Source organism: Embleya sp. NPDC001921, assembly GCF_053594475.1.
In genome coordinates, this window is the sequence record NZ_JBSFEO010000022.1 from 121,015 (window position 1) to 143,856 (window position 22,842).

General features: G+C 72.1%; 17 protein-coding genes. 7 read left to right on the forward strand and 10 right to left on the reverse strand.

Annotation, left to right across the window (positions count from 1 at the left end; all coding sequences use genetic code 11):
• Positions 1 to 45: 45 nt before the first annotated feature.
• Both ACWCPW_RS25370 and ACWCPW_RS25375 read right to left on the reverse strand, forming a co-directional pair.
• Entirely contained in the window at positions 46 to 930 is an 885-nt protein-coding gene (locus ACWCPW_RS25370) for a LysR family transcriptional regulator (RefSeq protein ID WP_449763895.1), read from the reverse strand.
• A 261-nt stretch (positions 931 to 1,191) separates the two neighbouring features.
• Complete coding sequence (locus ACWCPW_RS25375) at positions 1,192 to 2,694, reverse strand: putative Ig domain-containing protein (protein ID WP_449763896.1); 1,503 nt, start codon at positions 2,692 to 2,694, stop codon at positions 1,192 to 1,194.
• Between the two features lie 322 nt (positions 2,695 to 3,016).
• Here ACWCPW_RS25375 and ACWCPW_RS25380 point away from each other — a divergent pair, with 322 nt between their 5' ends.
• The 3 genes from ACWCPW_RS25380 to ACWCPW_RS25390 all read left to right on the forward strand — a co-directional run bounded on the left by ACWCPW_RS25380 (position 3,017) and on the right by ACWCPW_RS25390 (position 6,988).
• Complete coding sequence (locus ACWCPW_RS25380) at positions 3,017 to 4,501, forward strand: alkaline phosphatase family protein (RefSeq protein WP_449763897.1); 1,485 nt, start codon at positions 3,017 to 3,019, stop codon at positions 4,499 to 4,501.
• Positions 4,502 to 4,634: 133 nt separating this feature from the next.
• Positions 4,635 to 5,996: an MFS transporter gene (locus ACWCPW_RS25385; RefSeq protein WP_449763898.1), complete on the forward strand. Its 1,362-nt coding sequence runs from the start codon at positions 4,635 to 4,637 to the stop codon at positions 5,994 to 5,996.
• On the forward strand, positions 5,993 to 6,988 hold the full coding sequence (locus tag ACWCPW_RS25390; RefSeq protein ID WP_449763899.1) for a TolB family protein: 996 nt from the start codon (positions 5,993 to 5,995) through the stop codon (positions 6,986 to 6,988). The genes ACWCPW_RS25385 and ACWCPW_RS25390 overlap by 4 nt, the downstream gene beginning before the upstream one ends.
• 147 nt (positions 6,989 to 7,135) lie before the next feature.
• Here the strand turns inward: ACWCPW_RS25390 and ACWCPW_RS25395 are convergent, their stop codons facing one another.
• From ACWCPW_RS25395 to ACWCPW_RS25410, 4 genes are all read right to left on the reverse strand, one after another.
• Positions 7,136 to 7,933: an SDR family NAD(P)-dependent oxidoreductase gene (locus ACWCPW_RS25395; protein ID WP_449763900.1), complete on the reverse strand. Its 798-nt coding sequence runs from the start codon at positions 7,931 to 7,933 to the stop codon at positions 7,136 to 7,138.
• Positions 7,934 to 8,083: 150 nt separating this feature from the next.
• Positions 8,084 to 9,583, reverse strand: a complete 1,500-nt coding sequence (locus ACWCPW_RS25400; protein WP_449763935.1) for a M1 family metallopeptidase — start codon at positions 9,581 to 9,583, stop codon at positions 8,084 to 8,086.
• Positions 9,583 to 13,464 (reverse strand): Pls/PosA family non-ribosomal peptide synthetase, encoded by a 3,882-nt coding sequence (locus ACWCPW_RS25405; protein WP_449763901.1) that lies wholly within the window; start codon positions 13,462 to 13,464, stop codon positions 9,583 to 9,585. Before ACWCPW_RS25405 ends, ACWCPW_RS25400 begins: the two co-directional genes overlap by 1 nt.
• 478 nt (positions 13,465 to 13,942) lie before the next feature.
• Positions 13,943 to 14,824 carry a sigma-70 family RNA polymerase sigma factor gene (locus tag ACWCPW_RS25410; RefSeq protein WP_449763902.1) on the reverse strand — a complete coding sequence of 294 codons (882 nt, stop codon included), beginning with the start codon at positions 14,822 to 14,824 and terminating at the stop codon, positions 13,943 to 13,945.
• Positions 14,825 to 15,120: 296 nt separating this feature from the next.
• On the opposite strand from ACWCPW_RS25410, the gene ACWCPW_RS25415 reads away from it, so the two are divergent.
• Both ACWCPW_RS25415 and ACWCPW_RS25420 read left to right on the forward strand, forming a co-directional pair.
• Positions 15,121 to 15,804 (forward strand): FMN-dependent NADH-azoreductase, encoded by a 684-nt coding sequence (locus ACWCPW_RS25415; protein ID WP_449763903.1) that lies wholly within the window; start codon positions 15,121 to 15,123, stop codon positions 15,802 to 15,804.
• A gap of 593 nt (positions 15,805 to 16,397) precedes the next feature.
• A complete protein-coding gene (locus ACWCPW_RS25420; RefSeq protein WP_449763904.1) occupies positions 16,398 to 17,108 on the forward strand; it encodes a DUF4232 domain-containing protein in 711 nt (236 codons plus the stop codon).
• A gap of 333 nt (positions 17,109 to 17,441) precedes the next feature.
• Here the strand turns inward: ACWCPW_RS25420 and ACWCPW_RS25425 are convergent, their stop codons facing one another.
• The 3 genes from ACWCPW_RS25425 to ACWCPW_RS25435 form a co-directional block, all read right to left on the reverse strand.
• Positions 17,442 to 17,678 (reverse strand): DUF6247 family protein, encoded by a 237-nt coding sequence (locus tag ACWCPW_RS25425; RefSeq protein WP_449763905.1) that lies wholly within the window; start codon positions 17,676 to 17,678, stop codon positions 17,442 to 17,444.
• Between the two features lie 170 nt (positions 17,679 to 17,848).
• A complete protein-coding gene (locus ACWCPW_RS25430) occupies positions 17,849 to 18,142 on the reverse strand; it encodes a 4a-hydroxytetrahydrobiopterin dehydratase (RefSeq protein WP_449763906.1) in 294 nt (97 codons plus the stop codon).
• Between the two features lie 10 nt (positions 18,143 to 18,152).
• Positions 18,153 to 19,433 (reverse strand): Twin-arginine translocation pathway signal, encoded by a 1,281-nt coding sequence (locus tag ACWCPW_RS25435; RefSeq protein WP_449763907.1) that lies wholly within the window; start codon positions 19,431 to 19,433, stop codon positions 18,153 to 18,155.
• Between the two features lie 556 nt (positions 19,434 to 19,989).
• On the opposite strand from ACWCPW_RS25435, the gene ACWCPW_RS25440 reads away from it, so the two are divergent.
• Positions 19,990 to 20,202, forward strand: coding sequence for a hypothetical protein (locus ACWCPW_RS25440; protein ID WP_449763908.1), 213 nt, complete (start codon positions 19,990 to 19,992; stop codon positions 20,200 to 20,202).
• 482 nt (positions 20,203 to 20,684) lie between these two features.
• Here the strand turns inward: ACWCPW_RS25440 and ACWCPW_RS25445 are convergent, their stop codons facing one another.
• Positions 20,685 to 21,179: a DinB family protein gene (locus ACWCPW_RS25445; RefSeq protein ID WP_449763909.1), complete on the reverse strand. Its 495-nt coding sequence runs from the start codon at positions 21,177 to 21,179 to the stop codon at positions 20,685 to 20,687.
• Between the two features lie 489 nt (positions 21,180 to 21,668).
• Here ACWCPW_RS25445 and ACWCPW_RS25450 point away from each other — a divergent pair, with 489 nt between their 5' ends.
• Complete coding sequence (locus ACWCPW_RS25450) at positions 21,669 to 22,322, forward strand: DUF4389 domain-containing protein (RefSeq protein WP_449763910.1); 654 nt, start codon at positions 21,669 to 21,671, stop codon at positions 22,320 to 22,322.
• The last annotated feature ends 520 nt before the right edge of the window (positions 22,323 to 22,842 follow it).

The window sequence follows — 22,842 nt, forward strand, 5'->3', positions numbered from 1 at the left end:
GCGCCGTGGGACGCACGGCACACCCGATGGGCATGGCGCCGCTCCTCACACGTACTCGATCTCCTGGACGCCCTGACGGCGGCTGTAGTCGAGCAGCGCGCGCACCTCGCGGCTGATCGGGCCGCGCCCGCGCACCAGGCCGATGGTCCTGACCAGCCTCGGACTCATCGAGCGCACCGTGACACTGGACGCGAACGGCTGGGCCAGGTCGGCGTACCACAACACCGAGCCGTGCCCGGCCAGCACGCACGGGATCCACGCGCCGCGATCGTCGGTCTCCATCGCGACCGTCGGCCGTACCCCGGCGGTGGCGAACAACATCTCGAAGTCGGCCCGCCGCCCGCTGTGGCGGGGCGGCAGGATCATCGGCAGCCCCTCCAGATCCGTCCAGGAGACCGGATCCGGCAGGCGGGTGCCCTTCGGCGAGACCAGGACCACCTCGTACGAGCGCAGCGGCAGCACCTCGAAGCCGCCGGGCGCGGGCAGATCCACCAGCGCGATGTCGCTGTCGCCGGCCCGCAGCGACGCGAACAGGGCCTCTCGGCTGTCCTGTCGATCCACCACGATGTCCAGGTCCGGGTGCGACTTGGCCAGACCGGGCAGCAGGCCGCTGGTGCACTCGATGGCGAGCGTCGCGGTGGCGGCCAGGCGTACCGTGTCGGCCTGTACGGGCTCCTCCACCCGCACGATGTCCTTGATCGCCTGCACGCCGCGGAGCACCTTGCGCGCGAGGGCGACCACCTGGACACCGGCCGCCGTCGGCACCAGGCCGCGACCGACCCGGGTGAACAGGACCACGTTCAGCTCGCGTTCCAGGCTCTGCAAGGATCGGGACAGAGCGGGCTGGACCACGAAGAGTTCCTGTGCGGCACCGGTCATGCTGCCGTGTTCGGCGACGGCGATCAGGTAGCGCAGCTGTTGAAGGGTCACGGGGTATCCACGCCCCCGATCGGGAGCTCGACCCGATCGCGCGCTCGGGTCCGGGCTCGGGCTCGGTGTGTCGCACGGTGGCTGTCGACCATGGTGTTCCTCCAGGGTGTGCCGTGGTGCCGGGGTGGGTGAAAACGGTGGCTGAACCTCGGTTCCCGGGGCGGCCGGACGGGCCGGCGCGGCGCCCGGGGCGGCTGCCCCGAGCGACACGCCGACCCATCCGGCCGGAGCTGTGCTCGCACTGTGCGCTTCGACTGTGGTTCAGAACCAGGTGACATTCCAAGGGAACGCGGTGGTGGCTTTCGCGCCCGCCGCATCGGTCGCGTCCACCTCGACCGCGAACGACCCCACACCCCACGCCCGACCACCCACCACACACGTGAACGGATTCAGGAACAACCCGGCCGGGAGATGACGCGCCGCACACGAATACGGCGCCGTCCCACCCGAGACCCGAAGCGCCAGCGTCACCTGCTGATTGAACCTCGACACCTGCGCCCCCGGACTCGCGATCTCCACCCCACCCGAGGGCGTCGCGGTCACCGTCCACCCGAACGACACCGGCGCCGACACCGCACCCACACTGTCCGCGGCCGTCACCGACACCTGCGAAGTCCCCGGCACCGACGGCGAACCCGACACCACACAACCCCCACCCGCCGCCGACAACCCCACCGGCAGACCCTGGAACACACACGTGTACGGACCCGTACCCCCCGACACCGCCACCGCCAACGACACCGCCCGACCCACCACACCCGACTGCGCACCAGGACTCACCACCGACACCGGCGACGGACCACCCGGGATCGCCTCGGGCGGCAACGGGACCAACCACAGCGGGCTGTTCGCGCCCTCGGAACCGACGTACAACGACCTGCCGTCGGGTGCGTACATCAGCGACTCGCCCTGCGTCGTACTCGGCGACGCGAACTTGGCGAGTTGTTGCCCGGGCGCCGAATAGATTGTGATGTCGCTGTAGTTGCGGATCGCGAACGAGCGCCCGTCCGGCGCGAAGGCGCCGTCGGTCGCGGTGTCCGGCGCGGGCCCCACCGCGGTCAGGTCGTTGACCTGGTCGGTGCGCAACCGCAGCGGCGCCGAGTAGAGCGAACCGGGCGCGCCCAAGAGTTTGCTCGCCACGTACAGCCGGTTGTCGCGCGGGTCGATCATCGCGGTCTCGGCGTCGTGCTGCCCGTCGGCGAACCGCAGCGGGAAGCTCGTCGCCGGCACGGTGGCATCGGCGAGCGTCGCGGGCTCGGCGATGCGGTACAGCGTGACCTGGGCGCGCGTGCCGAAGTTGTTGCCGACGTCGGCCGCGAAGATCGCCGGGGCACCCGCGTCGTCCTTGCCGACCGCGATGGCCTCCCAGTCGGTGTTGGTCGCTCCCGACACGCGCAACACCGCGACGGTGCGGCAGGTGCTCGTGTCGATCGCGAACACGTCCGGCGTGTTCCCGCTGTCGTTGAGCGTGTAGGCGATGCCCGGGTGCCGGGAACTGGGCGCCAGGCCACTGGATTCGCCGATCCGCGCGTCGGCCAGATTGCACCGCACTTGGGGCGGGTCGACGGCGTGCGCGGGGGTGATGCCGGTGAGCGTGGCCAAGGCGGTGACCAGGGCCGCGACGCAGGCGGTGCGGGCGGTGCGGATCGCACGGGCGGCACGGGCGGCACGGGCGGCACGGGCGGCCCGCAGGTGGTCGAGCCGCCCGCGTGCGCCGATCGGTGGGCGGCTGTGCGGTCTTGGCTGGGGACGTGGTCTATTCATGTTTCCAGGAGATGAGGCCCATCTCACCCGCGTCCAATACCGGTCGGGCATGCATTCATGACGCACCGACATGGGTGGGCCGGCACCGCACCGCTTGGGCATCGGTACATGAGCGCTGGGTCGGCGTACGACCGCGATCATCCGGCGTTTCGGGCGGAAGGGCGCCCCCTCCCGGCCAGTTCAGGCACGGAAGTCGACCCCGGGACGTGGGCCCCGGGCCGGGGTGCACCCATTCTCCGTGCTCGCGACGGGCGTTGCTTCGTCGGGGTGCCGATTCCACGCTGCCATTCCGCTTCGTCCACGCCCAAGGAGGCGCCAGGTCATGTTCGACTCCGGATCCGGGTCCCGGTCGAGGGCCCGGGGCAAGCCCCGATCGGCCACATTCGTCGCGTTGTCCCTCGCGCTCGCACTCGGCGCGATCACCGCCGTGACCGCCCCCGCCTCGGCCGGTGCCCCCGACCGTCCGACGGCGAAGGCCGCCGCCGCGATCCCGCGCTACGACCACGTGGTGGTGGTCGTGCACGAGAACGCCAACTACGAGGAGATCATCGGCAATTCGCAGGCCCCGTACATCAACCAGCTCGCCGCCGGCGGCGCTTCGTTCACCGATTTCCACGGCGAGACGCATCCCAGCCAGCCCAACTACATGGCGATGTTCTCCGGTTCCACGCAGGGCGTCACCGGCGACGAGTGTCCGCCGCCCGGCTCGCCGTACGCCGCGGACAATCTCGCCAAACAACTGATCGACGTGGGCGCCACGTGGGGCAGTTACAACGAGGACTGGTCGGCGGCCAATCCGGGTGCCTGCACCAGTGGTTCGTACGCGCGCAAGCACAACCCGTGGTTGTCGTTCGCGAACGTGCCCGCCGCCACCACGTATCCGGCCACCGCGTTCCCCACCGACTACGACACGCTGCCCACGATCTCCTACGTCGTGCCGAACCAGTGCAACGACATGCACGATCGCCTGTTCAACCCGGCGTGCGGGATCTCCACGGGCGACACCTGGACCCGGAACAAGCTGGGCGGCTACGCGGAGTGGGCCAAGACCCACAACAGCCTGCTCGTGGTCACCTGGGACGAGGACAACTTCCGCAGCGAGAACCGGATCGCGACCGTCCTGTACGGGGCACACGTCAAGCCCGGCCAGTACGCGGGCCGCAAGGACCACTACAGCCTGCTGCGCACGTTCGAGGACATGTACGGCACCCGGCGCTCGGGCCAGGCCGCGACCGCAACACCGATCACCGAGGTCTGGCAGGACGGTGGTCCGTCGCCGGTGTCGGTGGTGAGTCCTGGTGCGCAGTCGGGTGTGGTGGGTCGGGCGGTGTCGTTGGCGGTGGCGGTGTCGGGGGGTACGGGTCCGTACACGTGTGTGTTCCAGGGTCTGCCGGTGGGGTTGTCGGCGGCGGGTGGGGGTTGTGTGGTGTCGGGTTCGCCGTCGGTGCCGGGGACTTCGCAGGTGTCGGTGACGGCCGCGGACAGTGCGGGTGCGGTGTCGGCGCCGGTGTCGTTCGGGTGGACGGTGACCGCGACGCCCTCGGGTGGGGTGGAGATCGCGAGTCCGGGGGCGCAGGTGTCGAGGTTCAATCAGCAGGTGACGCTGGCGCTTCGGGTCTCGGGTGGGACGGCGCCGTATTCGTGTGCGGCGCGTCATCTCCCGGCCGGGTTGTTCCTGAATCCGTTCACGTGTGTGGTGGGCGGTCGGGCGTGGGGTGTGGGGTCGTTCGCGGTCGAGGTGGACGCGACCGATGCGGCGGGCGCGAAAGCCACCACCGCGTTCCCTTGGAATGTCACCTGGTTCTGACCGGCGGACCGTCACCCGGTGCCGACCGATCCCTCCCCGGGTGACTCGCTTCGAGTGTGCCGAGCGCCGGAACCGGCGCTCGGCACCCAGGACTTGCCCTTTCCCGCGCCGAGCCGCAGCCGGAGGCCCCAGGATGTACCTGTCGTCCAGCCGTTCCGCCGACCTCGCCTCCGGGACGCGTGCCGCCCGTGCGAAGGCGGCGCCCGTCAAGGGTGCGCCGCCGCCGGCGTCACCGCCGCCGTCCGGACGCGGCGCCGCTCGGGTCGCGCCCGTGGTGCTCACCCTCGGCGTGGTCTCGCTGGTGACCGACGTGTCGGCCGAGATGGTCACCGCGGTGCTCCCGGTCTACCTCGTGCTCGGACTCGGGCTCTCGCCCATGGCGTTCGGCGTGTTGGACGGGCTGTACAACGGCGCGACCGCCGCGTCCCGGCTGCTCGGCGGCCATGTCGCGGACCGATTCCGCCGGCACCGGACGGTGGCCGCGGTGGGCTACGGCATCTCGGCCGGCTGCAAGCTGCTGCTGCCCGCCGCCGGCGGGGTGTCGGCGATCGGCGGGGTGCTCGCGGCCGATCGCGCGGGCAAGGGCCTGCGTACCGCGCCGCGCGACGCGTTGATCTCGATGGCCGCGACACCGGCGGACCAGGGTCGGGCCTTCGGCGTGCATCGAGCGATGGACACGGCCGGCGCGCTGTTCGGCCCGCCGGTCGCGCTCGCGGTGTTGTGGGTGACGGCCGACGCGTACGACGCGGTGTTCGTGGTGAGCTTCTGCCTGGCCGCGTTCGGTCTGCTCGTCCTGCTGCTGTTCGTCCGCGATCCGACGCCGGACGCGGCCGGCGAGGCGGGCCGGCGGGCGGGCCGTACGCCGGTGCGACTGCGCGACGCGGCGGCGATGTTGCGGGTGCCGGGCTTCGCCCGGGTGTGTCTGGCCGCGCTGCTGCTCGGCACGGTCACCATCGGCGACGCGATGCTCTACCTGGTGCTGCAACGGCACACCGACCTGTCGCCGCACCTGTTCCCGCTGTTGCCGCTGGGCACCGCGCTGGTCTTCCTGCTGTTCGCCGTCCCGGCCGGCACCGCCGGGGACCGGTACGGACGCGGCCGGGTCTTCCTGGTCGGCCACCTCGCGCTGCTCTGCGGCTACCTCGCGCTGCTCACCCCGCTGCCCGACCTCGCGCTGATCCTGGCGATCCCGGGGCTGCTCGGCCTGTTCTACGCGGGCACCGACGGCGTCCTGATGGCGCTGGCGGCACCTGCCGCGCCGGCCCGACTGCGCGGCGGCGCGCTCGCGCTCGTGCAGACCGGACAGGCCGCCGGCCGGGCGCTGGGCGCGGCCGGATTCGGCGCCGCCTGGACGCTGTACGGCCCGCACACCGCCGGCGTCCTGGCCGCCGGCGCGCTGGCCCTCGCCCTCGCGGGCGCGACCGCGCTGCTGGCCGGCGGCACCCTCACGCCGGGCGGCCCCCGCCCGGCCGCGTCGAGAAAGGCGTCCCGATGACCCGCACCACGCGCCTGACCGTGCTGGCCCTGGTCACCGCGCTGCTCGTCGGCCTCGCGGTGGTGTACACGCTGCGCGCGGCGGGCGACGCGCGCGCCGGCCGAAACGGCGACTACACGACGCTGAGCCTGGACCGACCGGGCCGGATCGTGTTCCGCAGCACCGCCGCCGACGCCGGTCGGGACCACGTCGCGGCGGTCGACGCGGCCCATCCAACCCGGCGCGACGTCGCCTCGCGCCGCTGCCTGGTCTTCCACGCCGCGCACGGCACCGGCGTGTGCCTGCAACCGGCCAGGCTCGCGCTCGGCACCTACGACGCGGTGCTGCTGGACGCGAACCTGCGCGAGAAGGGCCGCCACGCGCTGGCCGGGACGCCTTCACGGGCCCGGGTCGCGCCCAGCGGACGACTGGTCGCGTGGACGTCGTTCGTCAACGGCGAGTCGTACGCGGGCCTGAACTTCTCCACCCGGACCGCGATCCTGGACACCCGGACCGGCCGACTCGACGACAACCTGGAGTCGTACGCGCTCTATCGCGGCGCCGAGTCGATCCACGCGCCCGACGTCAACGTCTGGGGCGTGACCTTCGCGGCCGACGACAACACCTTCTACGCGACGGTGGCCACCGGCGGGCACACCTGGCTGGCCCGGGGCGATCTGGCCGCGCGCACGCTGCGCACGGTGCGCGAAAACGCCGAGTGCCCGTCGTTGTCCCCCGACGGCACCCGCGTCGCGTACAAGAAGCGGGTTCCGGGCGCGGACGCCGACCGGCCCTGGCACCTGTTCGTGCTGAACCTGGCCACCGGCGTGGAGACCCCGCTCGCCGAGACCCGGACCCTGGACGACCAGGCGGAATGGCTCGACGACGGCAACGTCGTCTACAGCCTGCCGGGGGACCTGCGCGGCGACGTGTGGACCGCGCGCGCCGACGGGACGGGGCGGCCGAGCCTGCTGATCCCGCACGCGTTGTCCCCGGCCGTCCTGCGCGGCTGAGTTTCCGGACCTCGCCGCCGGCGAAGGCTCCGGGCGAGACGAGTCGTCCGGCGTCCGTCGTCCACGACGGGCCGGCCCCTTCAGCCCGTCCGGCACTTGAGGGCGACCCGAACACACACCTTCGACCCGTCCGGCGCTCGAGGACGATCAGGCCCCGTCCGAACCACCCTCCACAGGACGCCGATGCACGACCCGAGCCGACGTCTGATCCCGCGCCAGCACCAGCATCGAGTCGATGTTCACGTGCGGCGGCCGCGTCGCCACCCACCCCACACACTCCGCGATGTCCTGGCCCACCAGCGGCGTCATCCCCGCGTACACCGCCGACGCGCCCTCCGCGTCGCCGCCGAGCCGGTTCAGCGTGAACTCGGTCTCGACCATGCCCGGGTCGATCTGGCACACCCGCACCGGTTGCCCACGCAGTTCCAGCCGCAGCACCCGCGTCATCGCGGTCACCGCGTGCTTGGCCGCGTTGTACCCCGCACCGCCCTCGTACGGCTCGCGCCCGGCCACCGACCCGATGGTGATCACCTGGCCGTCCCCGGACGCGATCAGCAACGGCAGGAACGCCTTGGTCACCCGCAGGGTGCCGAGCACGTTCGTCTCGTACATCGCGGTCCACGCCGCCTCGTCGGCCTCCGCGACCGACTCGGTGCCGCGCGCGATGCCCGCGTTGTTGACCAACACGTCACAGCGGTCCACCGCGGCGGCGAACGCGGCGATCGAGGCCGGATCGGCCACGTCCAACGGCAGCGCGCGACCTCGGCCCGCACAGCGCTCGACCACCTCGTCCAGCCGGTCCTTGCGGCGCGCGCCGAGCACGACGTCGTAGCCCAGACCCGCCAGATGCACGGCGGTCGCGGCCCCGATCCCGCTGCTGGCGCCGGTGACCACCGCACAGCCTCGGTACGGCGTCGTGGGGTTCGCGGTCTCGCCCTGGGTCATCGCGCGGTTCCTCTCATGCGTGGCGGCCACCGGCGAACCGCCCGTGCGGTTCGCGGTGACCGCGTTGCCGGTCTTCCCGCACCGTATGCCGGATCGAGGCGACCCCGCATCGCCGCCCCCCGCCCCGGCCCCCGCGTCGCCGGCCCCGCCTCACCCCGAGGATCCGCCGTGCCCCGACACCCAGGGCCACCCCAGCCGACCCCGCCGCTGGGGTGACGCGTGCGGCTCGGGCGTCCCCGGCCCCGCGGACGCCCCCGGCAACGGCGGCAGTTCCTCGCGAAACAGCCACGCCTCGAACAACTCGTCCAACGGCCGCGGGGCGTACCGCGCCACGTGCGCGATGAAGTCCTCCGTCGTGACCACCCCGTGCCGGTGCGACGTCACCCAGTCCCGCAACATCGCGAAGAACGGCGCGTCGCCGAGCGCACACCGCACCGCGTGTACGGTCAACGCCCCCCGGGCGTAGATCCGGTCGTCGAAGATCAACTTCGGACGCGGCGCCCCGAGCAGCAGATCCTGTGGCAGCACGTCCAGTTGCCCGTGCTCGACGGCGGCCTGCACGGCGGCCTTCCGCCCGCCCGTCCGCTCCGCCCACAACCACTCCGCATAGCGCGCGAAGCCCTCGTTGAGCCAGATGTGCCGCCAGTTCGCCAATCCCACGCTGTTCCCGAACCACTGGTGCGCCAACTCGTGCGCGACCAGTCGCTCGAAGCCGCGCGTGCCGTCGACGTGGTTCGCGCCGAAGGTGGCCAGTCCCTGCGCCTCGATCGGGATGTCCAATTCGTCGTCGGTGACCACCACGGTGTATTCGCCGAACGGGTACGGGCCGAACAGCTCCTCGAACAGCGTCATCATCTCCGGCTGCCGCGCGAAGTCGACCAGAAATCGCGGCACCAGCCGAGCCGGCACGTGCGCGAACTGCGACACACCCGCGTGCGGTTCCAGCGGCCCGATCGTGTCGTAGCGGCCGATCGAGACGCTGACCAGGTAACTCGCGGTGGGCGCGGACTGCTCGTAGACCCACGTGGTGTTGCTCGCCCGGGTACTGCGGGTCAGCAGTCGGCCGCTGACCACGACCGTGTACACCGACGGTGCGGTGACCGAGATCTGGTACGCGGCCTTGTCGTCGGGCCGGTCGTTGCACGGATACCAGGACGGCGCGCCGATCGGCTGGCCGGCCACCAGCGAGCCGTCGGTCAGTTCCTCCCAGCCGACCCCGCCCCACGGACTGCGCACCGGCTTCGGATTGCCCGTGTAGTGCACCTCGACGGTGAACGCGGCCCGCGCGCGGATCGTGGTGCCCGGCCGCACCCGCAACTTGCCCGCACGGTGCGTGTAGTTCGCCCGGCGTCCGTCCACCAGCACCCGCCCGATCCGGAACTCCGCCAGGTCCAGCGCGAACTCGTTCAGCGGACGATCCCCGGCCAGCGCGCCGATCCGTGCGGTACCGGCCAGTCGGTTGGGGCCGGGTCGGTAGTCCAGGGTCAGTTCGTAGCGGTGCACGCGATAGCGCGGGTCGCCGTGTGTGGCGAAGTACGCCTCCCCGGCGCCTGAGCGCGGCCCCTGGTCGATCACCGATTCGTGCTCCGTCCCCGTCGCGCCCACCGTCGCGGGACGGGCCGTGTCCCGCGACGCCGCCTCGAAACGCATTACCGTCGCCACGCCTCGATCGGGTTGCCCAGCCAGCCGGTGTCCTCGGGAACCGTCTCGCCGCGCATCACCAGCGAGGCGGGACCCAGCGTGCTGCGCGCCCCGATCGTGCTGCCCGGCAGCACGATCCCCCGCGGACCCAGCGTGGCGCCCTCGCGAAGGATCACAGTATCCATCCGCATGATCCGGTCGTGGAAGAGATGCGTCTGGAGCACACAGCCGTGCCCCACGCTCACCGCGTCCTCCAGGGTCACCAGGTCCGCCTCCGGCAGCCAGTAGCTCTCGCACCACACGCCGCGCCCGATGGACGCCCCGAGTCCGCGCAGCCACACGTTCATCACCGACGTACCGGGCACCCGGCCGATCAGCCACGGCACGGCCAGTACCTCGACGAAGGTGTCGGCCAGCTCGTTGCGCCACACGAAGCCGCTCCACAGCGGGTGCTCCACCGGCCGGAACCGGCCGACCAGGAGCCACTTGGCCGCGATCGACACGACACACGCGAGCACGCCGCACCCGAGCAGGACCAGGCCGGACAGCAGCGCCGCCAGGATCAGCGAGTGGCTGCCCAGCCGGGCCAGCGCGGCCAGGGTGAGCAGGGCCAGCGCTGCGGAGCACAACACCGGTACCGCGCGGCACAGCTCGACCAGGCCGCGCGCCCAGCGCAGCCGGGCGGGCGGGTCGTAGGTCAGGCCCTGATCGGCGACGTCCGCCGAGCGCGGCAGGCGCATCGGCGGCATGCCCAGGTACGAGCCGCCCTTCTTGGTCTTCTTCGGCGTCGCCGACAACACGCCGACCAGGCCGCGGGCCGGCACCGAGCGGCCCGGCGCGGTCATCCCGGAGTTGCCCAGGAAGGCCCGCTCGCCGATCTCCGCCGCGCCGATCCGGATCCACCCGCCGCCGAGTTCGTAGGAGGCGATCAGCGTGTCGTCGGCCAGGAAGGCCCCGTCGCCGACCGTGGTCAGGCTGGGCAGCGCGAGCACCGTGGAGGCCTCGACCCCCTTGCCCACCTTCATCCCGAGCGCGCGCAGCCACACCGGCGTGAACAGGCTCGCGTACAGCGGGAACAGCTTGTCCCGGGCCAGGTCCATGAGCTGGGTGACGGTCCACGCCTGCCAGCCGATCCGGCCGTGCAGCGGGTGGTATCCGGGCCGCAGACCCAGGCTGAGCAGCCGGACCAGGAGCACGATGGACAGCGCGTACACCAGCGCGAACGCGGCCACGGCGGGCACCAGCGCGAGCAGCGCTCCGGTGAGCGCGGCGCCGAGACCGGCACCGGGCTGCACGAACGCGCCCAGGATCGGCAGTACGGGCAGCGCGGCCACGATCGGCAGGAGGGTCGGCAGCAGTCCGCTCGCGCCGTACAGCACCGCCCAGCTCGTCTTGCGCGGCGGACGTTCGCCGAGCCGGCTCCGGTCGACCTTGCCCAGCCGTATCGCCGGCACCCCGCCCCAGCGGCGGCTCGGCGGCACGTTGCCGGTGACCGCGGAGCCCGCCGCCACCTCGGCCGAGCGGCCGATCCGGGCGCCCGGGAAGAGCGTGCTGCGGGTGCCCACGATCGCGCCCGCGCCGACCTTTATCGCGCCGATCTCCAGTCGGTCGCCGTCCAGCCAGTGGCCGGACAGGTCCACCTCGGCCTCCACCGCGCAGCCCCGGCCGAGCTTGAGCAGGCCGGTGACCGGCGGCAGGGTGTGCAGGTCGACGTCCTGGCCGACCTTGGCGCCCAGCGCCCGGGCATAGCGCAGCAGCCAGGCCCCGGACAGCGAGGTCGCACCGCTGACGTCGGCCAATTGTTCGGCCGCCCACAGCCGCAGGTGCACACCGCCGCCGCGCGGATAGGTGCCCGGACGCAACCCGCGCAGCAGCAGGCGGGCGCCGCCGGCGGCGATGGCCACCCGGGCGGGCGGGCTGAACAGCGCCGCCCAGCCGGCCGCGACCCACCACCAGGACGCGGTGGGCGCCCACGGGTAGTTGCCGAACCAGGCCGCGACGTTGCCGAGCGCGAGCAGGCCGACCGTCCAGCGCAGCCCGATCAGGGTGAACAGCGGGATCAGCATGAGGAGCTGCGCGATCCGGGCCCGGGTCGGCGTCGGCGCCACCTTGCGCACCGCGCCCGCGTCCTGTGCCGAGCGCTCCAGCCGGCGGGCCAGCTTGCGCAGCGTGGGCTGCTGGTAGATGTCCGCGACGGCGGCCGCCGGATATCGCTCGCGCAGCAGGGTGGTGAGCCGGGCGGCGGCCAGGCTGTTGCCGCCGATCGCGAAGAAGTCGTCCTGCGCGGTGTCCGGGGCGATGCCGAGCACGTCGGTCCACTGCTCGGCGAGCCAGGCCTCGGTGCCGTAGAGCTGTTCGGTGGGTCCGGCGTCCTCCGCGTCCGCGAGCGGCCACGGCAGCGCGTCCCGGTCGACCTTGCCGGAGGTACGGGTGGGCAGCTCGGCCACCGGGGCGAGCCGGGGCACCAGGGTGGCGGGCAACTCGGCCCGCAGCCGGCGTACCGCCTCCTCGCGGTCCCAGTCCTCGCCGGTCACCAGGTAGCCGACCAGGAGCTGGTTGCCGCCCTTGACGGTGCGGACGGCCGCCGCCGCGCCCACCACGCCGGGCAGCGCCTGCAGGGCCGCGTCGATCTCGCCGAGTTCGATCCGCCGGCCGCCGAGTTTGATCTGCTCGTCGCCTCGACCGACGAAGACCAGGCCCTCGGCGTCGGCGCGCACCACGTCGCCGCTGCGGTAGGCGCGGTCCCAGCCCATCGACTCCAGCGGGGCGTACTTCTCCGCGTCCTTGGCCGGGTCCAGGTAGCGGGCCAGGCCGACGCCGCCGATCACCAGCTCGCCGGTCTCGCCCATCGCGACGGGCCGGCCGCCGCCGTCGACCACGGCCAGTTCCCAGCCGTCCAGCGGCAGGCCGATCCGGACCGGGCCCTCGCCGGTGAGCAGCGATCCACAGGCGACCACGGTCGCCTCGGTCGGGCCGTACGTGTTCCACACCTCGCGGCCCTCGGCGACCACGCGCTCCACCAGCTCGGGCGGGCACGCCTCGCCGCCGAAGATCAGCAGCCGTACGTCCAGCAGCGCCTCGGTCGGCCACAGCGCGGCGAGCGTGGGCACCGTGGACACCACGGTGATCTCCTGTTCGGCCAGCCAGGGCCCCAGGTCGGCGCCGGAGCGTACCCGCGAGCGCGGCACGGTGACCAGGCACGCGCCGTACCGCCAGGCCAGCCACATCTCCTCGCAGGACGCGTCGAAGGCGACCGACAGGCCCGCCATCACCCGGTCGCCGGGACCGATCGGCTCCTCCTGGAGGAACAGGCCGGCCTCGGCGTCCACGAAAGCGGCGGCGTTGCGGTGGGTGACCGCGACGCCCTTGGGCTTGCCGGTGGAGCCGGAGGTGAAGATGATCCAGGCGTCGTCGCCGGGGCCGGGGCGGGCGGACGGCGCGGGATCGGCCTCCCGGACGACCCGCAGCTCGCGGTCGGCACCGAGCACGGCGCGTACGCCGGCCTCGCCGAACACCAGGTCGGCGCGCTCGTCCGGGTCCTCGGCGTCCACCGGGACGTAGGCGGCGCCGGCGGCCAGCACGGCGAGGATGGCGATGTACAGGTCGTTGCTGCCGGAGGGCACCCGGACGCCGACCCGGTCCCCGACGCCGACCCCGGCCTCGGCGAGCCGGCGGCGCAGCGCCTCCACCTCGGCGGCCAGGGCGCGGTATGTCAGCGTCCGCCGGCCGTCGTCGAGGGCGGGCTCGTTGGGGTGGGCCCGGACGGTGGCGTCCAGGATGTCCACGAGGGTGCGGGGCGCGGGGGCGGGGCGCCCGGGGTAGACGGCCGGGGTCGGCGTCGGTGCGGTGCCGGACGGATCGTCCGCTCGTACTGGTAGCGCGATGGCCATGAATTCCTCATCATCCCTGGTCCCCGCTAGGCCCACTGGCAGGCACCCGGGGAGGTGTCGCGTCCCCGGTCCCTGGCCGGCCGGGTCGCTTCTCGAGCGTGGCAACCCGACCGACACTAGCTCCGTTCGACGCGGTTCGACGACCCGAGATGCGATCAACTACCGTTAAAACAAAGGCATCTGACGCATCGTCATATATGATTTGACGGCCCGTCAGATGCCATCACCCCCTACGGGCAAGCTTCTTGACGATCCGTCAGCCCAGAACCCGACTTACGCACCACGTCTCACTTCTGTGACCCACACCACACCGTAATCCCACCCCATCCACCCCGCCCCCGGGACTCCCCCGGACGGATGACACCCCCCGCACAAGCCCTCGAACGGGCTACGAACGGTGCCCGCCACGGCACGCGGAGTGCGGGGCGGGGCCGCGCCGGCCGGTGCGGTCGTACCTCCTCCGCTCCGGCTTCCGGCTTCAGCCGAGCCGGACGGCCAGCGGAAGGCGGTTCAGCCGCGCCGGGTCGGCGATCACGTCGATCTCGGTGATCCGCCCGTGCCCGATGGTCAGCCGCAGGGCCAGGAACAGCCTCCCGTGCGGAGCGATGACGATCCCCGGCCTGCCGTCCACGAGCGCCACGTCGCCCACCCGGGCGCGGTGCGCGAAGACCCGGGTCTCCTCGGCCACCGCCCGCGCGCCTCGGACGTCGGTGGCCACCTCGTCCGGTACGGCGAGCCGGTCGGCGCGGCGTACCACGTCCGGCGCCAGCAACTCGACCAGCGTGTCCAGATCGCCACCACGCGCGGCGGCCAGGAACGCGTCGACCACGCCGTAGTCCCGAGCCAGATCGACCTCGTCGACCGTCGCGACGCCGCGCACCCGGTCCCGCGCCCGACTGGCCAATTTCTTGCTCGCCACCGACGACCGCCCCACGACCGGCGCGATCTCGGCGAACGGCACGGCGAACAGGTCGTGCATCACGAAGGCGACCCGCTCGGCGGGTGCGAGCCGGTCCAACACCACCAGCAGCGCCTGCCCCACCGACTCGGCCAGCACCGCCTCGTGCTCGGGTTCGACCCCGCCCGGCCGCTCCAACACCGCCTCCGGCATCGAGGCCAGCGGTTCCTCGCCTCGGGTCCGCCGGATCCGCAACATGTCCAGGCACACCCGGGCGACCACGGTGGTCAGCCACCCGGCCAGGTTCTCGACACCGTCCACGCCCGCCCGGTCGACCCGCAGCCAGGCGGCCTGTACGGCGTCGTCGGCGTCGTCCAGCGAGCCGAGCATCCGGTAGGCGACCCCGCGCAGGTGGTCGCGATGCGCCTCGAAACGCACCGCCAGGCCCTCGTGTCCGTTCATGGTCACCTTTCCCGTCACGCATCGGTCAAAGGGGGGACGGACCACTTCCCACGAAGCCGACGAGAAGGAGACAACAGGCGAGTTTACCGTCGCCGCACCCTCACCCACTCGGCCGTACACCCGCCTCACCCGGTACCCGCCGGACCGGACCGAACCGGTTCGCGCGGCACCTCGTGCTGCCCGATCGGCGGCCGCTGCCGCCCGATCCCCCGCTCGTCCGATCCCCGCTCGCCCGATCGGCACCCGCCCGATCCGCATCCGCCGGCTCCGCCGGATCCACACACAGGAGAAGCCCGATGAAGTTCTTCCGACTCGACTCCAGCATCCGCACCGAGGACTCGGTCACCCGAACCCTCGCCGATCTCGTCGAGGCGGAGTGGACCCGCGCCTACCCGGTCGCCGAGTTCGTCCGCCGTGACCTGGGCCGCCGACCGCTGCCACAGGTCTGGCCCGTCGCCGAGGCGAGCCGTACCACCGAGGAGGCCGCCCGGACCGACGAACAGCGCGCCGCGACCGCGCTCGCCGCCGAACTCACCGACGAGCTCCTCGCCTGCGACGCCTTCCTGCTGGCCGTACCGATGTACAACTTCGGCGTCCCGCAGCAGGTCAAGGCGTGGTTCGACCTGGTCATCACCGACCAACGGGCCGCCGACGTCACCCGGCCGCTGCTCCCGGGCCGCCCGGCCGTACTGGTCGAGGCCCGGGGCGGCGGCTACGCCCCCGGCACTCCGCGCGCCGGCTGGGACCACGCCACGCCGTACGTCCTCCGCATGCTCACCGATGTCTGGGGCCTCGACGTGGTCACCGCCCGCGCCGAACTCACCGCCGCGGACGTCAACCCGGCGATGACGGAACTCAGGCCGCTCGCCGACCGCCTCCTCACCGAGGCCCGGACGGCAGCGACCGCACACGCCCGGTCCATCGCCGAACGGCTGCGCACCACACCGAGCGATCGCACACCGGCCCCGGCCACCACCTGACCCGGCACGGCAGAGCCCTCGCGGCGTGTGCGGCCGCGGCTGCCCACGCCGCGAGGGGGGGAGGACACCGTCGATGGGTTCGCCGCTTCACTGATGCTCCGTCATGGCCCGGACGGCGAACGGCTGCTGCGCACCGAACCGGAGGAGTAGGAGCTTGCCGCAGCCGAACGGGCAGAGCAGCGAACCTTGTCCGTGCCCGTCACGGCCGGACTCTGCGGCGACAGAACACAGTTCATCGCCGTGCCGGAAGCCCGTCCAAGCTCCGAGCCCCGGCCGTTCCCGCGTTTGCCCGCGGTGGGCGGGTTGTTACAGAGGCTGCTCGTTCTCGTGCCGGCCGGGCGTCCAACCCGTTGCCGGACTTTCGGTGCGGCGTGGCGGAACGCGCGCGGCGTGCGGGTGGTCGGGGGGCGTGGGGGCGAGCCGGGATGTCCGCTGTTCCCTCTCGTGACCATGTCACCGGTCTGCGACAGCGGCGTCGTGGGACGACGACTCCCGTATCCCCGGCGTCCGCGGCCGCTTCATAGTGATCACGCAAGCACCGGGGAGCCGAACGCGCTTCGGCCCCGACCATCGGATACCAAGGGGTTTTCTTCATGTTCGGCCAACGTCGCAAGGCCATCCTCGTCTCCGCAGCCCTCGCCACCGGCGCCATGCTGATGACGGCGTGCCAGGACACGGACTCGGACAAGAACACCGGCGCCGCACCGCCCCCGGCCTCCTCGCCCGCCACGCAGGCCGGCAACGCCGCCCCGCCCGCCGCGCCCTCGACCACCGGCGGCAACCAGAGCGGCGGCCAGGGCGGCGGTACGACCTCGACCTCCGGCGGGAAGACCTCCGCCGGCCAGGGCACGACCGCCGGGACCGGCACCGGCGGCAACGACGGCTCGATCGGCAAGTGCCGCACCGACGACCTGCAGGTCAGCGCGATCGACGCCACCATCGGCGGCGACACCGAACGCACCGTCGCGGTCACCTTCAAGAACATCGGCCACAACTGCACCATGTCCGGCTTCGCCGGCGTCGACCTGCAGAGCAACCAGGGCCCGCTGTCCGCACAACGCACCGGCGCGCCCGCGGACGCGTTCACGCTCAAGAGCGACAAGTCCGTGTCCTTCGGCGTCACCTACCCGAGCAACGACAGCGGCGGCTCCGGCGTCCGCATCACGGGCCTGCAGGTCACCCCGCCCGGCGAGACCAAGACCGTCACCGTGCGCTGGCCCGGCGCCGCGTCGCTGCCCGTCACCGACGGCGCCGGCTCGCCCGTCAAGGTCGGCCCCATCGGCAGCGCCGGCCAGGGCGGCTGACCCACACCCGCGCAACACCGACGCACACCCCGGGCCCCGCCCCACCGCACAAGCGGTGGGGCCCCTGCCCACAGACCGGCCGAGGCAGCCGCCCAGACGCCGCCACTGTCGCGGCACCGGCACCGGCACCGGCATTGTCGCCGTCGCCGTCGCCGGACGAGCCCACGGCCTGTCGCCACGAACCGTACTCCGGCGGAAGTCCCCTCCACAGAGCGCCGATTCGTTCTTCCCACGGATCCCGTCGATCGGTTCGCGCCGGCACGAACGACAGCCGCCCCGGCGCCACGACCGGTGACAACGACTCGCAAGCGGCCCGCACGTCGCCGTCCAGGGTCAGTCCGCGGAGCGGCGGCGCGCGAGTTCGCCTTGCCGGCGGGGGAGCATGTCGGCAAGCGCCTGAAGGGTGCCGTTGGCGTTGGCTTCGTCGAGGGCGGGCTGGTACTCCTCTTCGAAGTCCATGCGCAGATCGTCCGGCAGCTCGGCGCGCAGTTCGGCGGGCGTGGCGTGCTCGGGGCCGCCGAAGCCGATGGTGTACCGGGGCCGGCGGGGATCGGTGATGTGCTCGTCCATGCGGACAGCGTGGCATCGCGCCTGCGCCGATCGGTAACCGACGTCTTCGCGGGGGATACGCAACCCACTGTGCGCCCAGCGACTCCCGGGGGCCGCCGCCACGGCCATCCCGGTGGGAGATCCGGTTGCCCGATTCCGGCCTGACCCGGAAGCCGCAGGGTGTCTCGACGCTACCCCTTGACGATTGCGTCGATCGCGTCGGCGAGCTTGAAGTCGAGCTCGGTCACCACTCCACCCGCACTGTAGGTGGTCATGCTGAAGCGCAACTCCTGCCAGTGCAGTTCGACGTCGGGGTGATGCTCCAGGTCCTTCGCGATCTCGGCGACTTCGGCGATCAGCCGCACGCCGTCGTGATAGTCGACCGTGTAGGCCTTTGCGATGCGCGTCGTGTCTCCGGACCAGCCGTCCCGGGCCGCGAGCCTCGCCGCCACGTCGGCTGCGTCGAGGGGTGTGCGCTCGCCCATGAAGTCCTCCTCAGCCGTTTGCCGGCCTGCCGCCCAGGCCGGCCACGAGCTGCTCAGCCTGCCGTACCCGTGGCTCGTGATGCCAGGGGGCGAGTTGCCGCCAAGTGGTCTCGACTTCGCCGCGCAGACGCGCGGATCCGGTTTCGTGGGCGACCCGGACGGCGCCGACGAGGGCGTCGACACTCTCCGGCAGGCGCTGTTCATCCGCGAGCGCGGACGCCTGCCGGGCGAGGAAGACGCCGCCGTCGCGGCGTGACGTCGGCGGCAGCGCGCCGAGCACCTGTTCCCACAGGCCGGTTGCCTCCGCACCCAGGTGGAGCCGGCTGTAGCAGGTTGCGCGCTGGATCTCGACGTAGTCTCCCGTGCGGCGACACGCGTTGCCCCAGGGGTACTCGTCGTCCACGCGCCCCATCAGCCTGGCTGCGCCGTCCAGGAGGGTGTCGACCTCCGAGCGGTCGCCGAGCATCGCGTGGCCGTGCGCCGCCTGCTGCATGGCCTGGACCCGAACCTTCGGGCACAGCAGCCGACCCTCCCGAAGAGCCGACGTGGACAGCTCGACCGTCGCACGCCCGTCGCCGGCGTCCATCGCCACCATCGCCTTGTTGGTCAGGGCATGGCTCACGAGCTGTGCGTCGCCGGCGCGGTGCGCGAGTTCCAGGGTCTGGTTCGCCCATACGGACGCCTGCCCGAGATCGCCGACGTCCTGGTACAGCCAGGTCGCCAGTCCGCAGTAGGCCGCGGCGACCTGGAGGAGGCGGCGTCTCACGTCTCCGCTCGCCAGGTCCAGGAGCTTGACGATGAGTTGGTACTGCACGATCACGGTGGGGACCAAGTGGTGCGGGCCGAGCATGACGTCCGCGCGGTAGTGCCCGTCGAGTTGTTGGTGGAAGTAGTCCACTATCGCTGGGTCCACGCTCCGACCGGATGACCCGGTGCCGAAGGTGGACAGGGGAAGGGTTGTGACGGCGAGGAATTGCCTTCGGTCCACGGGTTCCACGCCAAGGACCGGGAGTGGGCGATCCGATGGCGCTTCGGGGCGCTTCGGGCCGATGCCGAGTTCGGCTTCCGTAAGGCCCGTCAGAGCGACGAGCACCCGCCGATAGATCGGCCGCGGCCGGGCGGTGTCGCCGTCTTCCCAACGGGCGATCAGCCGGGCGTCGACGGAGAGCTGTCGTTCGCCCATCTCGTCGGCCTTGGCCTGGAGTTCCAGGGCGAACTCGGCCCGGGACTGCTTCCACTGGTCCTCGCGGACCGCGCGGAGGCGGGCGTTGGGTGTGCGATTGATCGCCATGGCGGTCCCCAGACATGCGGCGGCGGTGCCACCACGCTATCCACCCCAAAAGCCTGTGAGCGGAGGAAACGGCGCGGAAATGCCATCGAATTGCCATCGACAGAGACATCGGTCTGCATCGCGCTTCTCGCGATGATCGTCACGTCCGGATCGAACTGCCAGGTGGGAGCGCGTGATGAGTACCAGGACGCCGAGAGTCACCGCTTCCGGCAATTCCGATCGCCCAATTCGGATCGAACTCCCGGACCGAGAGCCCTTGGACATGACGCGCGACGAGTTGGCCGCGCTGGTACCGGAAGCGCGCGGGTACCTGATCCGCACCTTCGCGGACCGGTCGCTCGGCCGCATCTCGAACTCGGGCGGCTGAGACCGGCCGTTCGTCTTCGCCCGGCGGACGGCTCGGCCCAGCGGCGTGATAGGCGCTGCCGGGCCCCTCGACTGCCGGTCCCGCCGCCACCGGCGCGGCGGCGGGACCGGCCCCACACCTCGCTCGGCCGAAGATCGCGCCCACCGCGCGGCCGGGGCAAGGCACCACCCACACCCGCCTTGGAGAGCCATGTCCACCTCGCCCCCGTGGCTGCCCGGCGACGTCGCCTGGCGCAAACTCGGCCCCCGCGACCACCACTTCGGCACCATCACCCGCGTATGGCAGGACGCCGGCCGATGGATGGTCGAGTACGAGCACGGCGTCCGGCCGAGCGACCGCGCACTGGTGACCGCACCCGCGGACGAGATGTACGCGGACCGACCCTGCACCCGGCCGGTATGACCCGTCCGACCCGCACCCGCCACCGCCCGCCCGCCCGCCCGGCCGCCCGGCCGCAACAGTTCGCGGCAGATCCGGTGCCGGCTCGGGATGGCGGGGGTCGGTGGTGTGCTCGTCCATGCCGTCAGGGTGGTATCGGCGTGGCCGTGTTCGGTAACCGACGTACACGGGCGGGTTACGCGCGGGCCGCGTCGGTCCAGATCGTCCAACACGACGCTCCACGGGTAGGTGGGGATGCGTGTTCCGCCGGTCCCGGGTGACGAGCACGACGGAGCACATCCTCCGCCCTCTCACCGTGGCCCGCGCGACGCGTGCGTGCTGCCGCTTCGAGGTGCCGTTTGCCGTGCTCGACATCCGCTGCGGTGCGTGGCAGTCGCCCTCGTGTGGTGGCGGCGTCGGGGGGACGTTCGTCGGGGTCCTTCGGCCCCCTCTGCGAGCGGCGCCCCGATCGCCCGACTCGACGATACGTAGGCCGCCCCGGCGGGTCAGCCCATCGTCTTCGCGCCGTCCAGTGCTTCTCGGAGGATGTCCGCGTGTCCGGCGTGCTGCGAAGTCTCGGCGATGACATGGAGGATGACGCGGCGCACGGACCACCGGGCACCCGGCTCGAACCACGGGGCCTCGGGAAGAGGATGGGACGCGTCCAGATCGGGCAGCGTGGCCACCAGGTCGTCGGTCGCACGTGCCACGCGTTCGTACGCATCGAGCACTCCGACGAGAGTGTCATCCTCGGTCATGCGGAACTGACTTTCCCAGTCCACCGGTTCGCTCATCATGGCCTCCGCGCCGCCGACCGCGAATCGCATCCAGGACGCCTCGGTGCCGGCCACGTGCTTGATCAGGCCGCCGAGGCAGAGCTCACTCACGGTGGTACGCGTCGCCGCCTGTTCGTCGGTGAGCCCGTGGACCGTTTGGCGCAGGAACCCGCGATGCCGCGCGAGAGATTCCAGCAGGTCGGCGCGCTCACGCGTGGTCGTCATCCGGTCGCCGCTCATGGTGCCCGCCCTTCGATGTCCTCCACCAGCTCACACCCGCGCCGCCCGACTATGCCACAACAGGGATGGCTCACCGCAGATCGACACGAAGCGGCGAAGACGGGCGGGCCAAAGTCATCTCCTGCACTCCGCGCCGCCCCGCAGGATCATGGAAGGGCGGGGCGCAGGAGGTGACGCCCATGCCCAAGGCCTCGAAGGCGACCGCACGCTACAACGACTTCGGCCCGGTCGAGGACATGGAGGCGACCGACGGCTGACCGAGGGCTGACCGAGGGCCGGCCGACGCCGACCCGATCGCGGCTCGACGCCGGGGAGCGGCCCGCGGTCCGGCCCCCGACGGGCCTGCGGCAACGATCGGGGACTTCCGGATCGTCGTGGTCCCGATGCGGCGGCGCGGGGAACGCGAGGAGGTTGCGAAAGCCGGCGAACCAGGGGCCCGGAGCGTATCCGCCGTCCCGCCGTCGAGGAGGTCACATGTACGCCGCAACGACCCAGCCCGTCCGGCTGGAAGCCAGGCTCGAAGCGGAACCGTCCCGCTGGCTGTGGGTGGTGAAGTGGCTCCTGCTGATCCCGCACGTGATCGTGCTGTTCTTCCTGTGGATCGCCTTTCTCGTGGTCAGCATCGTGGCGTTCTTCGCGATCCTGTTCACCACCCGCTACCCGCGCCCGCTGTTCGACTTCAACGTCGGTGTCCTGCGTTGGAGCTGGCGCGTTTGGTACTACGGGTACGGCGGGCTGGGCACCGATCGCTATCCGCCTTTCGACTTCGCCGAACACCCCGAATACCCGGCGCAATTCGACATCGTCTACCCCGAACGCCTCTCACGTGGACTGGTGTTGGTCAAGTGGTGGCTGCTGGTCCTTCCGCAGCTCGTCCTGGTCGGGATCTTCACCGCCGGTGCGTGGCGTTGGGGTGGGCTCATTCCCGCGCTGGTTCTGTTCGCGGGCATCGCGTTGTTGTTCACCGGGCGCTATCCCAGGGGCATCTACGCGTTGGTGATCGGCCTCGACCGCTGGGTGCTTCGCGTGGTCGCCTACGAGGCCCTGATGACCGACGCGTACCCGCCGTTCCGACTCGATCCGGGCGGCGCGGAACCGCAACCCGAACCGGGTCCCCACCGCGAGTGAAACGGCGACGACGTGGTGCGCACTCGGCGCGAGGCGGATCGCGACGCACGGCGGGAGCCGACCGGTCGCGGTACCCAACCTCGCGGATCGGATCCCGGACCGGACCGGACCGATCCGGGATCCGATCCGGCGCAACCTCAGGATAATTACTCAAAGTAGATGATACGATACTCAACGTGTGCAATCGGACCTCCGGAGTCCCCGGACCAGGGACGATGGCGTTCAGGGCAGTGGCGCTGAACGCCATTTGTCCGTCCCCGGGAAGGCGCGCGAGGGGCGAGACCTCGCGTGCGAGCCTCCCGTTCGTCCAGCCGCTGGTCGTGCCGCCGGTCCTGCCGCATCGGCGACGCATATCCGCCTGAACGTGAGCGCGGACGCGGGCGCATGGACGTCGAGGATCCGCCGACCACCACGCAACGCGGTGACCATCCGGTTGTACGGGGCCATTCGGGGGCCGTTCGGAGCCGTTCGGGGCCGTCCGGGGCCGCCGACACCTCCACCACACGCCCTCTCCGGCACC